Source organism: Tistrella arctica (genome assembly GCF_039630945.1).
GTDB classification, from domain to species: Bacteria; Pseudomonadota; Alphaproteobacteria; order Tistrellales; family Tistrellaceae; genus Tistrella; species Tistrella bauzanensis.
Window position 1 is genome coordinate 369,288 of sequence record NZ_JBBKTV010000003.1, and the last position, 15,537, is coordinate 384,824.

Below are 15,537 nucleotides of genomic sequence, written 5' to 3' on the forward strand. Positions count from 1 at the left end.
CTCGCGGGCCGCCGATCGCTCCAGCGCCAAACGATGTGGGCTCACCCCCTTCACCGTCAACAGAATTCCAGAGAAGCGGTTCAGCAATGTGAACCACTCCCCCCGCTCTGCCACATACCGGCAGACGGCTGTTATATAGCCCCCTGCTCCGGCGCGATCTGGTTCAGCAACCGCAGCACGTCTTGCGATGCGACCTCCATCCGGCCGATCGCCGCCATGGCCTCTCGCGGCCGGCCAGCGGCCATCAGCCGGGCGGCCTCGCGGCCATGATCGTGGACGGCGGCATGCGGCGCCTCCAGTGCCCGGAAAGCCGCGTCGCCGCGCCATGCCGCCGACTGGTCGCCATAATACCAACGGCCCAGCCGGCAGGAATGATGGTCGGTCAATTCGCGGTCGGCGAGCTTGGCCCGGCCGGTCGCCATCGCGGCCAGCCGCTTTTTCCACAGCGCATGATCGGCCTTGGCCAGACGCACCACCTGATCGTTCTGGCGGCGCCCGGCCAGCGCCTGAAGCGCCGGGGCGATGCGGCCCTCCAGCCGGTCCAGCGCGTCGGCCACGGTTTCGATGCCATTGCGGTTGTCGGCCCCCAGCCCCGCGACCGCGGCGATATCACCCGCCAGTCGATCCGACGCCACGCCCTGAGCATCGATTTCCGTGGCCACCAGGGTCATGCGCCCCGACACATCGGCAATCCGGCCGCCCAGGGCCTCGATCTCGCGACCCAGCCCGTCGATGGCGGCGCGGCCTTCGGCAGCACCACGCGCGCCATCGCCCATCGCGGTGACGATCGCCGCCATCTCGGCCCGCAGGGCGTTGATCCGGTCGCGGATATCGTCGGTGGCCGCCGCCGTCTGCTGGGCCAGGGCCTTCACCTCGCCCGCGACCACGGCGAAGCCACGGCCGGCCTCGCCGGCACGGGCCGCTTCGATGGTCGCGTTCAGCGCCAGCAACCGGGTCTGGCGGGCCACAGCCTCGATCGAACCGACAATGGTATCGATCTGCTGCGATGCCGCCGCCAGCGCATCGACACGGCCCGCCGCGGTGGTGACGCCATCGGTCAGGGTCGCCACGGTCCGGGCCACCTCGCGCAGCCGGCGCACGCCGGTTTCGGCGGCCTCGTTCGCCTCGCGTGCCACCTCGGCCGCAGCACGGCTGGCCTCGCGGATGCGGCCGCCGCTGGCGGCAAGCTCGCCGATCGCCGACGCGGCACCCGACGTCCGATCCTCAAGATCGCGGGCGGCGGCCACGGCATGCACCACGCCCACCCCGGCCTCGGCGGCCTCGATACAGGCGCCGACGATCCGGTCGGTGTCACCACGGGCGGTCTCGGCCAGATGCCCGGCAAGACGGGCCAGCGCCCGCGACAGCGGGTCGTCGCCCGATGGCGGCGGCGCGTCGTGATGGCCGGCGATCAATGCCTCGACAAAGGCCAGATGGCCGGCGCTGTCGGGTACGGCCGACGCAGGGGCGGGTGCGGGGACGTGGGACGGCGACATCCTGGAGAACCTCACGCGGAGCGGATGGCAGGAACGAGTGACGCATAATGATACGACCTGATCACGCCTGGCAATCCTTCCCGCGTGGCTGATCAGACCCGCAGCGCCGCCTTCAACGCGTCCACCGATCGCGCCACCGCGTCACGGGCCTGATCCAGCGCGCCGGCGGTGTTGATGAAACCGTGCAGCATGCCCGGATAGACCCGGTGCTCAACCGCGACACCGGCCGCGCGCAGCGCCGCCGCATAGGCGTGGCCTTCGTCGGCCAGCGGGTCGCAGCCGGCGGTGACGATCAGCGCCGGCGGCAGGCCGCGATGGTCGGGTGCGTGCAGCGGCGAGGCCCGCCAGTCACGGGCCAGGGCCGGGTCCGGCAGATACTGGGCCAGGAACCAGGTGATGGTGGCATCGTCCAGCAGATAGCCCTCGGCGAAGACATCGCGTGAGGGGTGGCGCACCGCCAGATCGGTCGCCGGATAGATCAGCCATTGCAGGCGAGGCATCGCCAGCCCGGCATCGCGCGCCGCCAGTGCCGCCACGGCCGACAGATTGCCGCCGGCACTGTCGCCGCCGATCGCCACCCGCTCAGGATCGATGCCGAAATCACCCGCCGCCCGCAGCAGCGCGCCCCAGGCCGCGATCGCATCCTCGGCCGCCGCCGGGAAGGGATGCTCCGGCGCCAGCCGGTAATCCAGCGACACCACGGCGATGCCGGCCGCCGCCGCCACATGCCGGCACAGCCGGTCATAGGCATCGAGGCTGCCGATCGTCCAGCCGCCGCCATGGATGAACAGCAGCGCCGGCAGCGGCGCCGCCTCAAGGGTCAGCGGCTCGGGCCGGTACAGCCGCACCGCCATGTCGCCCGCCGGGCCGGGCAGCGCCAGATCGCGCACCACGGCCAACTCGGCACGCGGCAGGTCGAGCAGAACCACCACCTCGTCGAACATCCGGCGGGCATCGGCCGGGGTCATGCGGTGATAGGGATCGCGGCCCGACGCCTTCACCAGATCCAGGATCCAGGCGGCCTGCGGATCGGGGGTCGTGTGGCGCTCAGGAACAGGGCTCATCTCATGGCTCCACTTGCTCGGCAGGTCGGCGGATCGGGGATCAGGACCAGAGTGTCGCCGCGAGGGCGGCCGAAATCAATGGCCGCATCCGTGGCCGCCACCGCCGTTCAGCGGCCGTCCATCTGCGCCAGAACCAGATCCGCCAGACGGTCGTAGTCGCCATCGAAATGATGGCCGCCGGGAATGCCCAGCACGGTGGCGCGGTCGCCGATCCGCGGGCAGGCCGAGATATCGGCCTCGTCCAGCCCATAGACGCAGAGCAATGGCGGCCGCGCCAGCGCGCGGGCGGCGGCGACCACATCGGTCGCGCCATCCTCGGGCGTGTCGTGCAGCCAGTTGGTCGGGTGGATTTCCCAGTTGGCCCAGGTGTTGGAGGTCAGCATCACCCCCAGCACCGCGCGGTCGAGCAGCGCCGGCGGCAGGTCGGCCGCGATGGCCGGCAGCACCGCCGCGCCGAAGGAGAAGCCGATCAGCACCAGTCGGTCGCGGTGCCAGCGCGCCATGCGGTCGGCGATCGGCCCGGCCAGATCCCGGGCCGCGTCGGCGGCGCTGCGCCGGGTCCAGAAGTAATGCAGCGCATCCACCCCCAGCACCGCCACGCCGCGCGCCTGAAGCCGGGCGCCCATGTCGCGGTCCAGATCGGCCCAGCCGCCATCGCCCGAGATGATCACCGCCAGATCGCGGCCATGGACCCCGCCGGCGCCATCGGCCCCGCCGGCGCCACCGGCCGGCAGATCGACCAGCCAGTCGGCATGCGCCGCCGCCGGATCGTCGATGGCACCGGTCATGGCCGCGGCGGTCTCGGCCGCCGTCAACCCGACCCCGCCATCGCCCACGGCCAGCGCCACCGTCAGCACCACCGCCAGCATCCGCGCCACCCGCATGGCGGCGACCCGCAGGCTCCGTCTCATCGCCCGATGACCCCTTTGATGCCCCCTGAGATCAGCGCCACCAGATCGAGCCCCACCTGCGGCAGGGCGGCGCCACCGGGGGCCGCCAGGAACCGCGGCCGCCAGTCGGGCAGGAATTTCTGCTTGAAGCGGCGCAGCCCCTGGAAGTTGTAAAGGCCCTCGCCACGCTGATAGATGAAGGTGCCGATCCGGCTCCAGGCCGGCGCCAGCGGGTTGTCGGGCAGGCCTGCCAGCGGCGCCATACCCAGCGAGAACCGCTGCCAGCCGGCGTCGCGGGCATGCAGCATGGTCTCGACCAGCAGGTAATCCATGATGCCATAGCCGGCATCGGGCACATGGCGCATCAGGTCCAGGGTCAGTTCCGCCCGGTCGGCCGATGGCCACAGATTGGCGAAGGCCACGATCCGGTCACCCACCCGCGCCACCGCGATCGGGCAGCGGTTCAGATAGTCGGGATCGAACCGGCCCAGCGAGAACCGCTTCTCGCGCGCCTGGCGTTCCTCCATCCAGGCCTCCGACACCTCGCGGAGCTGCGGCATGATCCGCGCGGCCGCCCCCGGTGCCAGCAGTTCGAAGCTGGCGCCATCCTTGATCGCACGGCGATGGGCATAGCGCAGCTCGGCGCGGGGCTTGCCTTCAAGATTGAAGCCCGCGAGCGGCACCACCGCCTCTTCGCCCAGCTTCACCAGCCGCAGCCCCAGATCCAGATACAGCGGCAGCGCCTCGGCCGAGACCTGATAGAACACCGGCAGCGCGCCATGGGTGTCGCAGAGTTCCCGGAACATCCATGCGACATTGGCCCAGGCATGGCGCGGCCCGATCGGATCGCCCATCGCCACCAGCGACCGGCCCGAGGCCGCATACATCACGAAGGCGTCGCCGCATTCCGAGAAGATGAAGCTCTTGTCGCCGGTAAAGGCCAACTGCGCCATGCTGGATGACGACTGTCCGGAAATCCGCGCCGCCTGCTCCAGTTCGGCCGCATCCGCCGGACGCGGCCGGGGCAGTGCCGGCGCGAAGAACCGGGTGGCCAGCAGCACCACGCCCAGAACCACCACCGCCACGATCGCGCGCAGCGCCCGCGACGCCTCGGCATCCAGCCCCACGGTCCACAGCGCGTCCGACAGGCCGGTGCCAAGGGCGACGCCCTCGGCCATCAGCGCGCCACCGCGGAACGAAAACCACATCAGCCAGGTCGAGCCCAGCACGGCGATCGCCACCGCCGCCACCCAGCCCGGCGTCATCGGCTGGCGGAGCAGCGATCCATGACGGTGAAAGGCCGGACGTGCCAGCACCAGCAGCCCGGCGACCAGCGCCAGCAGGCAGGCTTCCTCCCAGTCCCAGCCCTTCAGCAGCGACAGGACCGAGCCCGTCACCGTCAGCACCACGGCGGCCGCCCAGGCCGCATCCACCCGCCGCGACAGCCCTCGGGCGATCACCAGCAGCAACAGCCCGGTGATGCCGCTGGCCAGATGCGAGGTCTCCAGAACCGCCAGCGGCAGAATCTGCCCCAGTTGCGCCAGCCGGCCATCGGCGGCGGGGGTCGCGGCCGAGATCAGCAGGGCCGCGCCACAGGCCATGGCCAGCATGGCGAAGGCGATCGGCGCCACCTGGGCCGCACCGGCACCGGCGCGCGCCACGCCGGCGCCCGCCCGGCGCACGGCCGGCGCCACCCGCCCTGCCGCGCGCGCGGCCTCGGCCACGGCGATCAGCGCCGCCGCCAGGATCAGCGGCAGCAGGTTATAGATGATCCGATAGACCACCAGCGCGCCCAGCACCTCTGGCGCCGGCACGCCGGGCAGAAACAGCAGCACGATGCCTTCGAACACCCCCAGCCCGCCGGGGACATGGGCGATCACCCCGGCCACGATCGCCACCGCATACAGCCCCAGAAAGGCCGCAAACGACAACGGCAGGTCGGCGGGCAGCAGCATCCACAGCACGGCACAGGCAAAGACCAGATCGGCCACCGCCAGCGCGGTCTGGCCCAGGGTCATCGACAAGCGCGGCAGCGACAGCCGCCAGGTGCGGAAACTGATCGCCAGCCCGCGCGCCGAGGCGACCATATAGGCCGCCAGCACCGCCAGGATCGCCACGCCCAGCGCCTGCACCGCCATGACCGGCAGGCCGGTGGCCACGGCCACGCGCCGGCCTTCCAGCACCGCCGCGACGCCGCCGGTCAGCGCCGATCCCAGCGCGAAGGCGGTGGCGCCGAACACCATCAGCCGCGCCACCACCGCCGGCGACACCCCGGCATTGCCATAGACCCTGAGCCGCACCGAGGTGCCGGTGACGGCGGCAAAGCCGGCGGTATGGGCGATCGCCTGGGCGCAGAAGGCGGCGAAGGCGACCCGTGCGGCCGGCAGCCGCACCCCCGCATCCCGCAGGGCCAGCGCATCGAAGCCGATCAGCGCCACGAAGGACAGGGCGGTAAACACCCCCGCCCACACCACATCGCCGATGCCGACCGCGGCGATCGCCGCCCGGATGTCGGCGAAGGACATGCTGCGGGTTTCATACTGGATGACCCACAAGGCCAGCCCGAACACCGCCAGCATCCCGATCGCCGCCACCGGCCGCAGGATGCGCGGCGACAGCCATCGCGCCATTCGGCCTTGTCCGTCCATCTCGTCCCTCATCGCAAGCCGCCAGCCGGTATCGGCATCGGCCCCGGATACCGGCGCCCGCATGGGGGGCGGGGCCGGTATCCGGGGCCGCACTATCCGGCTGTCGGCGCAGAGGTACAAGCGACAAGCGAGCCGGCGGCCCGCAGGGGAGCCATCACCTCGCTTCAGATAATACGGGTCTGATTAAGAAATCGTCTGTCGGCGGGTCATGATCCGGCGGCGGCGGCTTTGCCCACAAAGGGGCAGCCGCCTTCCGACATCGGGCGGATGATCTCGTCGGCGGGCATCTGGGCCAGCACCTTGTAATAATCCCACGGGCCGGTCGAGTCCGCCGGCGATTTCACCTCCACCAGGAACATGTCCTTCATCAGCCGGCCATCCTCGCGGATGCGCGAGTTCTCGCCATAGAAGTCGTCGACCGGCAGTTGCTTCATCCTGGCCGAGACCGCCATCGCCTCGTCGGTGCCGGCGGCCTCGATCGCGCGCAGATAGGCCAGCACCGCGCTGTAGACGCCGGCCTGCGGATGGGTGGGCGCGCGGTCGGTATTCATGGCCTCGCGCCAGCGCCGGGTGAATTCGCGCGACGCATCGTTGCGATCCCAGTAGAACGGCGTCACGACCTGCAAACCCTGTGCCGCCTCCAGGCCCAGGCCGTGGACGTTCAGAATGTAGAACGTGGTGCCGGCCAGTTTCTGCCCGGCATCGACCAGCCCGAACTCGGCCGCCTGCTTGATGGTGTTGGTGGTGTCCTCGCCCGCGTTCAGCACCGCCACCATTTTAGCGCCCGAGGCCTGGGCCTGAAGCAGAAACGAGCTGAAATCGGTGTTGCCGACCGGGTGGCGGACATGGCCCAGCACCTTGCCGCCGGCCTTCTCGATCACCGTGGTCAACTGCTTTTCCATCGCATGGCCGAAGGCATAATCGGCGGTGATGAAGTACCAGCTCTCGCCGCCAGCCTCGACCGCCGATTTGCCGATCGCGTTGGCGATCGCCGTGGTGTCATAATTCCACAGAAAGCCGGTGGGCGAGCACTTGGCCCCGAACAGCGCATCCGACGCCGAGGCGACATGGATCGCCACCCGCTTGCCCTGGGTCAGATCCTGCACCGCCAGCGACACCGCCGAATTGCCGAAATCGACCATCATGTCGACGCCGTCGGTGTCCATCCACCGCCGCGCCAGCCCGATGCCGACATCCGGCTTGTTCTGGTGATCGCCTGAGATCAGATCGATCGGATGGCCAAGCACCGTCGGCCCGAAATCGGCGATCGCCAGCCTGGCCGCGACCACCGAACCCTCGCCATTGAAGTCGGAATAGGGGCCGGAGCGATCGTTGATCACCGCGATCCGCACCACATCGTCCGAGACGGCACCGGCATTCGAGGCGGCACTGGCATTCGAGGCGGCACTGGCATTCGAGGCGGCACCCGCCATCACCGGCAACAGCAGAGCCGCGGCACAGGCGACCCCCTTCAGACATCTCATGATTGATCCTCCACTGTAATTGGCCTGATCCGGCGTTGTTCTGGTATCGCCGGTTGCGATGCGGGCATGCGTCATCGGCCACCGGCCATGCTCTCCGGCCGGTCGCCGTGCCGCATGCCATGGCGGACACCCATATCTGTTGTTAGGGTATTTACTCACGGGTAAGCTATCTGCTAGTGAGTTCAGTCGTCAAGTCCCCCTTGGCACCCTGGAAAGATGTTCCGAGAGAAGACATCATCCCTGTTGAAATACATGCTGATCATTCCGGACGAGACAGGCCGGATTGATTGCGCACCGCAACATATCTGACTTGCATCGCGGCAGAATTCGGGTGCACTGCGGAATATTTCGGGCCGTTTCGCGGCGCCCGAGACAAATGATGACCGGGGAGACGCCCCGGCAATAAAGGGAGGTTCACGTGTACGGACTGATGCAGGACAGATCACTGCTGATCTCGTCGATCATCGAGCATGCGGCCCGCTGTCATGGCGGCACCGAAATCATCACGCGCACGATCGAGGGGCCGATCCACCGCAGCAGCTATGGCGAGATCAACCGGCGGGCGAAACGGCTGGCGAATGCGCTGGCGGCGCTGGGCGTTCATGTCGGCGACCGGGTGGCGACCCTGGCCTGGAACACCCATCGCCATTACGAGCTGTATTTCGGCGTCTCAGGGTCGGGCGCCGTGCTGCACACGGTCAATCCCCGGCTGTTCCGCGACCAGATCGCCTATATCATGAACCATGCCGACGACCGGGTGGTGTTCGTCGATCCCAATCTGGTCCAGGTCGCGGAAAGCGTCGCCGCCGATCTGCCCGGCGTCACCACCTGGGTGATCCTGGCCGACGCCGATCAGATGCCGGAAACCACCCTCCCCGGCGCGCTCTGCTATGAAACGCTGATCGCGGCACAGCCTGAAGACTATGTCTGGCCGGATCTGGACGAGAACACCGCCGCCACGCTCTGCTACACATCGGGCACCACCGGCAACCCCAAGGGCGTGCTCTACAGCCACCGCTCGACCGTGCTGCATGGGCTGATCAGCCTCTCGGTCGACAGCACGATCGCCGCGTCGGCCGCCGATACCATTCTGGTGCTGGTGCCACTGTTTCACGCCAATGCCTGGGGCGTGCCCTATGCCGCGGCCATGGCCGGGGCGAAACTGGTCTTCCCCGGCTCCCGGCTCGACGCGCCCAGCATGGTGGCGCTGATCAATGGCGAGGGGGTGACGGTCAGCGGCGGCGTGCCGACGATATGGTTCAGCTATCTTCAGCATCTGGACCAGAACCCCGGCGACCGCCCCACCACACTGAAGCGCATCTTCGTCGGCGGCAGCGCCCTGCCGCGCACGCTGATGGAACGGTTCGACAGCGAGCTGGGCGTGACCATGATCCACGCCTGGGGCATGACCGAAACCAGCCCGATCGTCACCGTCGCCCTGCCGCTGGCCCGCCATGCCGGGCTGCCGGCCGACGCGATGCGCACGCTGCGCCTGACCCAGGGCCGGCCGGTGTTCGGCACCGAGGTGCGGATCGTGGGCGAGGATGGCGGCATCATCGCCCATGACGGCCGCACCCCCGGCCATGTCCAGGTGCGCGGCCCCTGGATCGTGAAGGGCTATTTCGGCCGCGACGAGCCGGCGGTCGATGCGGAAAGCTGGTTCCCCACCGGCGATGTCGGCACCATCGACGCCGACAGCTTTCTGCGGCTGACCGATCGCACCAAGGACGTGATCAAATCGGGCGGCGAGTGGATCAGCTCGATCGAGATCGAGAACGAGGCCGTATCATATCCAGGCGTGCTGGAGGCGGCGGTGATCGGCGTGTCCCATCCGCGCTGGCAGGAACGGCCGCTGCTGATCGTCACCCGTCGCGCCGATGCCGAGTTCACGCCCCAGGACGTGCTCGACCATCTGAAGCCGCGCATCGCAAGCTGGTGGATGCCCGATGACGTGGTGGTGCTGGACGAACTGCCCCACACCGCCACCGGCAAGATCTGGAAGCTGAAGCTGCGCGAGACGTTCAAGGACTACAAGCTGCCGACGGCCTGAGGACCGTGTACCAGGACCGCGCGCCGGAACCGCGCCCCGTTCAGCCGCCCGCGTCGCGCAGCAGATCATACAGCAGGTCGAGCGCGGCGCGGGGCGTGAGGTCGTCGGGGTCGATGGCGGCGAGCCGGGCCTTCAGGGCCAGCGCCGCCACGGCCTCGGTGTCCGGCTCCGGGTCTGGTTGCGCGGCCGCCGGCGCGTCGGGCAGGCGCAGGCTCGCGAACAGCGGCAGGTCGTCTGCCAGCTTCGCCGCCGGCGAGCCGGCCTCGCCACGCTCGATCTGACCCAGAACCGCCTCCGCCCGCCGGATCACCCGTTTGGGCAGGCCCGCCAGCCGGGCGACATGAATGCCATAGGACCGGTCGGCGGCGCCGGCCGCCACCTCGTGCAGGAACACCACATCGCCCTGCCATTCCTTGATCCGCATGGTGTGGCACGACAACCGGTCGAGCCGCGCCGCCAGCGCGGTCAACTCGTGATAATGGGTGGCGAACAGCCCCCGGCAACGGTTCACGTCATGCAGATGCTCCACCACCGCCCAGGCGATCGACAAGCCATCCCAGGTGGACGTGCCACGGCCGATTTCGTCCAGAATCACCAGCGCGCGCGGGCCGGCATGGTTCAGGATGGTCGCGGTCTCGACCATCTCGACCATGAAGGTCGACCGGCCGCGCGCCAGATCGTCGGCCGCACCCACCCGGCTGAACAGCCGGTCGACCACCCCGATCCGCGCACGGGCCGCCGGCACGAAGCTGCCGGCCTGCGCCATCACCGCGATCAGCGCGTTCTGGCGCAGAAAGGTGCTCTTGCCGGCCATGTTCGGGCCGGTCAGCAGCCACAGGCCGGGTCCGCCGCCCGCGACCCGCGCCGCGCCGGGCATGACGGCCGCGCCGGGAGCATCGCCATCACCGCCCGGATCGCCGTTCCCGCCCAGATCACAGTCATTGGCAACGAAGCGCGTGCCGCCATTGGCCTCGACGAAGGCCTCGACCACCGGGTGGCGCCCGCCCTCGATCGCGAAATTCAGGCTGTCGTCGATCTGCGGGCGGACATAATTGCGGCCGCGCGCCAGCTCGGCCAGCGCCGCCGATACGTCCAGCACCGCCAGCGATCCGGCACAGGCGGCGATGCCGTCGGCCGCCGCCATCACCTCGGCGATCAGCCCCTCGAACGCCTCAAGCTCGGCAGCCAGCGCCTGATCGGCGGCGCGGGTCAGCCGGGTTTCCAGCTCGCCCAGTTCCACGGTGGTGAAGCGCACCGCATTGGCCAGGGTCTGGCGATGGATGAAGCGGGTGTCCTGCACCAGCTTGTCGCCATGGGCCGGCGTCACCTCGATGAAGAAGCCCAGCACATTGTTGTGGCGCACCTTCAGCGAGGAAATGCCGGTGTCGCGACGATGGGCGCCTTCCAGCGCCGCGATATGGCGCCGGCCTTCGGTTGCCAGCGACTTCACCTCGTCCAGCGCCACATCGAAATGGCGGGCGATGAAGCCGCCATCGCGGGCCAGCAGCGGCGGCTCGGCCACCAGCGCCGTGCGCAGCCGGTGGGCCAGGGCGCCGTGATGGCCCAGCGCCGGCAGGCCATCGGCCAGTTCCGCCGGCAGGATGCCGTCGCCCAGCGGCGCCGGGTCCGAGGCCCCCAGCCGGGTCAGCCGGTCGCGGATCAACCCCGCCTGATGCAGCCCGTCACCGATCGCCCGCAGGTCGCGCGGCCCGCCGCGGTTCAGCGACAGCCGTTGCAGGGCGCGTTCCAGATCGGGCATGCCATCCAGCAGCCGGCGCAGATCCGCGCACAGATCCTCGTCGGCCAGAAGATGATCCACCGCGTCCAGCCGGCGGCCGATCGCCGCCGGATCGGTCAGCGGCGCGCCCAGCCGGCGCGCCAGCAACCGGGCGCCGGCGCCGGTGACGGTCAGATCCATCAATCCCAGCAGGCTGCCGCGGCGTTCGCCGGCCATGGTCTGCACCAGTTCCAGGCTGCGGCGGGTGGCGGGGTCGATCGCCATCACCGTATCGGCCGCCTGACGGTGGGGCGCCGCCAGATGCGGCACCCGGCCCTTCTGGGTCAGCGAGACATAATCGATCAGCGCACCGCAGGCCGCCGCCTCGGCCCGGCTTTCGATGCCGAAGGCATCGAGCGCACCGACACCGTAATGCTCCATCACCCGCCGGCCGGCGGCGGCGGGGTCGAACAGCGCCGCCGGCTGCGGGGTCAGCGCGGGGCCAAGCTCGCCCAGCAGGGGGCCGAATTCGGGGCGCGCCAGCAGCCGGTCCGACACCACCAGTTCGCACGGGTCCAGCCGCGCCAGTTCCGCCGCCAGCGCCGACGCATCGACCCCGGTCACCGCGAATTCGCCGGTCGAGATATCCACCCAGGCCAGAGCGAGCCGGCCATCGGCGCGGGCCAGCGCCGCCAGATTGTTCGACCGGCGGGCATCGAGCAGCGTGTCCTCGACGATGGTGCCGGGCGTCACCACCCGCACCACCTCGCGCCGGACCAGCGCCTTGTAGCCGCGCTGGCGCCGCGCCTCGGTCGGGTCTTCCACCTGTTCGCAGATCGCGACCCGATGGCCGGCGCGGATCAGCCGCGACAGGTAATGCTCGGCCGCATGCACCGGCACGCCGGCCATGGGGATGTCCTCGCCCTTGTGCTGGCCGCGACGGGTGAGGGTGATGTCCAGCGTCCGCGCGGCGAGCACCGCATCGTCGAAGAACATTTCATAGAAGTCGCCCATCCGATAGAACAGCAGACAGCCTGGATGATCGCGCTTCACCGCCAGATACTGGGCCATCATCGGCGTGGCGCCGGCGATGGCGGCATCGGTGGCGGCAGAAGCGGCATCGGCGGTGCTCGCAGCGTCATCGTCTGGCCGGTCGTCGCGGCCGCGCGCGCGGGCTCTGGTCATCGGGCGGCTCTGCCTTTCGGTGAGGGTCTTGTCCTTGAGACGGGCGCCGCCGACCCTAACGCGACCAGCCGCCCGGCGACAAGCCGCACGGATGGGCGCGCCTGTGCGGCGACAAGCCGCACGGATGGGTGTACCTGTGCGGCGACCCGGCCGCCCTAAAGGCGCCCCCATGTTTCAGCCGTCGACAGGCGAACCGCGTTCGGCTATAAAAAATCCGACTGTCGCCTCAAATTGGAATAATAAGACCGGAAGCAGATGATTTATATAACAGTATGACCCATCTGAGGATGCCCGCCAGCCGATGACGGCAGATCCGGCATCCAGACCCCGGCCGCGCGGATGCACCGCATCCGGCCCCAATCATGTCGCGCGACGGCTTCGTGAAATTTCGTTACATTAACGGCCTTTTCGTAACCCGCGTCAGGCGCGCAATCCGCGTCCGGGTTACGGTCGACGGTCGGGCCGTCACATCACCACCAGAAGAATGATCACCCGAAGGGCAAGCCGGATGGATGGCGAGAAGTACTATGTGACCGAGCAGGAGGCCCTGGAATTCCACCAGGGAGATCGGCCGGGCAAGCTGTCGATCACGCCCACCAAGGCGCTGATGACCCAGCGTGACCTGTCGCTCGCCTACAGCCCCGGCGTTGCCTGGCCATGCCTGCACATCAACAAGGATCCGAACAAGGCCTACGACTATACGTCGAAGGGCAATATGGTCGCCGTCATCTCGAACGGCACCGCGGTTCTGGGTCTGGGCAATCTGGGGGCGCTGGCCTCGAAGCCGGTGATGGAGGGCAAGGCGGTCCTGTTCAAGAAGTTCGCCGATATCGACGCGGTGGACATCGAGGTCTCGACCGAGGACGTGGATGAGTTCGTCAACTGCGTCCGCTTCCTGGGCCCCACCTGGGGCGGCATCAATCTTGAAGACATCCGCGCGCCGGAATGCTTCATCATCGAACAGCGGCTGCGCGAGCTGCTGGACGTGCCGGTGTTCCACGACGACCAGCACGGCACCGCGATCATCTCGGCCGCCGGCCTGATCAACGCGCTGGAGATCACCGGCAAGTCGATCCGCGACGTGCGCATGGTGGTCAACGGCGCCGGCTCCGCCGGCATCGCCTGCCTGGAACTGGTCAAGGCCATGGGCCTGCCGCACGAGAACGCCATCCTCTGCGACAGCCAGGGCGTGATCTATCAGGGCCGCGAGAAGGGCATGAACCAGTGGAAGTCGGCGCATGCGGTGGAAACCGATGCCCGCACCCTGGCCGATGCCCTGAAGGGCGCCGATGTGGTGTTCGGCCTGTCGGTGAAGGGTGCGTTCACGCCTGAGATGCTGGCCTCGATGGCGCCGCAGCCGATCATCTTCGCCATGGCCAATCCCGACCCGGAAATCACGCCCGAAGAGGTGGCCAAGGTGCGCAGCGACGCCATCGTCGCCACCGGCCGGTCGGATTATCCCAATCAGGTCAACAACGTTCTGGGCTTCCCCTATATCTTCCGCGGCGCGCTGGATGTGCGGGCCACGGAAATCAACGAGCAGATGAAGATCGCCGCCGCCTATGCGATCGCCGGGCTGGCGCGGGAAGACGTGCCCGACGAGGTGGCGCGCGCCTATGGCAACCGCCGCATGCAGTATGGCCGCGACTACATCATTCCGGCGCCGTTCGATCCGCGCCTGATGACCACCGTGCCGCTGGCCGTCGCCAAGGCCGCCACCGAGACCGGCGTCGCCCGCAAGCCGCTGGTCGATCGCGGCCGTTATGTCCGCGCGCTGCGCGCCCGGCTCGACCCCACGGCCGACAGCCTGGAGCGGATCATCGAGCGGGTGCACGAGAACCCCAAGCGCGTGGTCTTCGCCGAGGGCGAGGAAGAGCAGACCATCCGCGCCGCCACCCAGTGGGCCAAATCCGGCCTGGGCAAGCCGGTGCTGATCGGGCGCGAAGAGCACATCAAGGCCAGCATGCTGAGGCTGGGCCTGGGTGACGGCTCCGACCTCGAGATCGACATCCACAACGCCCGGCTGTCGGACAAGAACAAGGCCTATACCGACTTCCTCTATGCCCGCCTGCAACGGCGCGGCTATCTGTATCGCGACGTCCAGCGGCTGGTGAACCAGGACCGCAACGTCTTCGGCGCCTGCATGGTCGCCTGCGGCGACGGCGACGCGCTGATCACCGGCCTGACCCGCAATTACTGGGTGGCGCTGGAAAACGTGCAGCTTGTCATCGATCCCGAGCCGGACCAGCGCCTGATCGGCCTGTCGGTGATGGTCAGCCGCGGCCGCACGATCATGATCGCCGACACCACGGTCAACGAACTGCCGGAAGCCGAGGCGCTGGCCGACATCGCCATCCAGGCCGCCGCGTCGGCGAAGCGCTTCGGGCTGGAGCCGCGGGTGGCCATGCTGTCCTACAGCAATTTCGGCAACCCGCACCGCGAGAAGGCCGACCGGATCCGTGCCGCCTGCCGCATCCTGGAAAGCCGCGGCGTCGACTTCGAATTCGACGGCGAGATGTCGGCGGATGTGGCGCTGGACCATGAACTGATGCAGCGCTATTACCCGTTCTGCAAGCTGACCGGCCCGGCCAATGTGCTGATCATGCCCGGCCTGCACAGCGCCAATATTTCGGCGATGCTGTTGCAGAACCTGGGTGGCGCGGTCCAGATCGGGCCGCTGCTGCGCGGCATGTCGAAGCCGGTGCAGATCGTGCAGATGGGCGCGACCGTGGCCGAAATGGTCAATATCGCCGCTGTCGCCGCCCATGACGCTCTGGTCGACGGGCAGGAGAAGGCGCACCGCTGATCCACGCGGACGCCCATCCAGGCCATGCCCGGCCAAGCACGACGCGCGCAAGCCCCCGGCGGGTTTGCGCGCGTCGTCGTGTCGGGGCAGGCTTGTCTCCCGTCGAGTTACGCGAAACTTTCATCCCGCGACAGTTGACCGGCGCCGTGGCTCGGGCAGTCTGTCGGGTCGCGCCGGTCACGGGGGGCCGGGCGCTG

Annotated in this window: 8 protein-coding genes; 2 read left to right on the plus strand and 6 right to left on the minus strand. The window is 69.0% G+C overall.

The genetic code is table 11. From position 1 onward, the window contains the following. Window positions 1-131: 131 nt before the first annotated feature. The 5 genes from WG924_RS08595 to WG924_RS08615 all read right to left on the minus strand — a co-directional run bounded on the left by WG924_RS08595 (window position 132) and on the right by WG924_RS08615 (window position 7,531). A complete protein-coding gene (locus tag WG924_RS08595) occupies window positions 132-1,496 on the minus strand; it encodes a methyl-accepting chemotaxis protein (protein ID WP_345932603.1) in 1,365 nt (454 codons plus the stop codon). Window positions 1,497-1,588: 92 nt separating this feature from the next. Beyond that, window positions 1,589-2,560 carry an alpha/beta hydrolase gene (locus WG924_RS08600; RefSeq protein WP_345932604.1) on the minus strand — a complete coding sequence of 324 codons (972 nt, stop codon included), beginning with the start codon at window positions 2,558-2,560 and terminating at the stop codon, window positions 1,589-1,591. 107 nt (window positions 2,561-2,667) lie between these two features. Continuing rightward, window positions 2,668-3,471 (minus strand): AcvB/VirJ family lysyl-phosphatidylglycerol hydrolase, encoded by an 804-nt coding sequence (locus tag WG924_RS08605; protein WP_345932605.1) that lies wholly within the window; start codon window positions 3,469-3,471, stop codon window positions 2,668-2,670. After that, window positions 3,468-6,080: a bifunctional lysylphosphatidylglycerol flippase/synthetase MprF gene (mprF, locus tag WG924_RS08610; protein WP_345932606.1), complete on the minus strand. Its 2,613-nt coding sequence runs from the start codon at window positions 6,078-6,080 to the stop codon at window positions 3,468-3,470. The genes WG924_RS08605 and mprF overlap by 4 nt, the downstream gene beginning before the upstream one ends. A 224-nt stretch (window positions 6,081-6,304) precedes the next feature. After that, window positions 6,305-7,531 (minus strand): ABC transporter substrate-binding protein, encoded by a 1,227-nt coding sequence (locus WG924_RS08615; RefSeq protein ID WP_345932806.1) that lies wholly within the window; start codon window positions 7,529-7,531, stop codon window positions 6,305-6,307. Between the two features lie 481 nt (window positions 7,532-8,012). Between WG924_RS08615 and WG924_RS08620 the strand changes: the two genes are divergently transcribed. Further along, window positions 8,013-9,632, plus strand: coding sequence for a long-chain fatty acid--CoA ligase (locus WG924_RS08620; RefSeq protein WP_345932807.1), 1,620 nt, complete (start codon window positions 8,013-8,015; stop codon window positions 9,630-9,632). Window positions 9,633-9,672: 40 nt separating this feature from the next. On the opposite strand, the gene mutS is transcribed toward WG924_RS08620, so the two are convergent. Continuing rightward, window positions 9,673-12,534 (minus strand): DNA mismatch repair protein MutS, encoded by a 2,862-nt coding sequence (mutS, locus tag WG924_RS08625; protein ID WP_372044883.1) that lies wholly within the window; start codon window positions 12,532-12,534, stop codon window positions 9,673-9,675. Window positions 12,535-13,042: 508 nt separating this feature from the next. Between mutS and WG924_RS08630 the strand changes: the two genes are divergently transcribed. Beyond that, complete coding sequence (locus tag WG924_RS08630; protein ID WP_345932607.1) at window positions 13,043-15,340, plus strand: NADP-dependent malic enzyme; 2,298 nt, start codon at window positions 13,043-13,045, stop codon at window positions 15,338-15,340. Window positions 15,341-15,537: the final 197 nt, after the last annotated feature.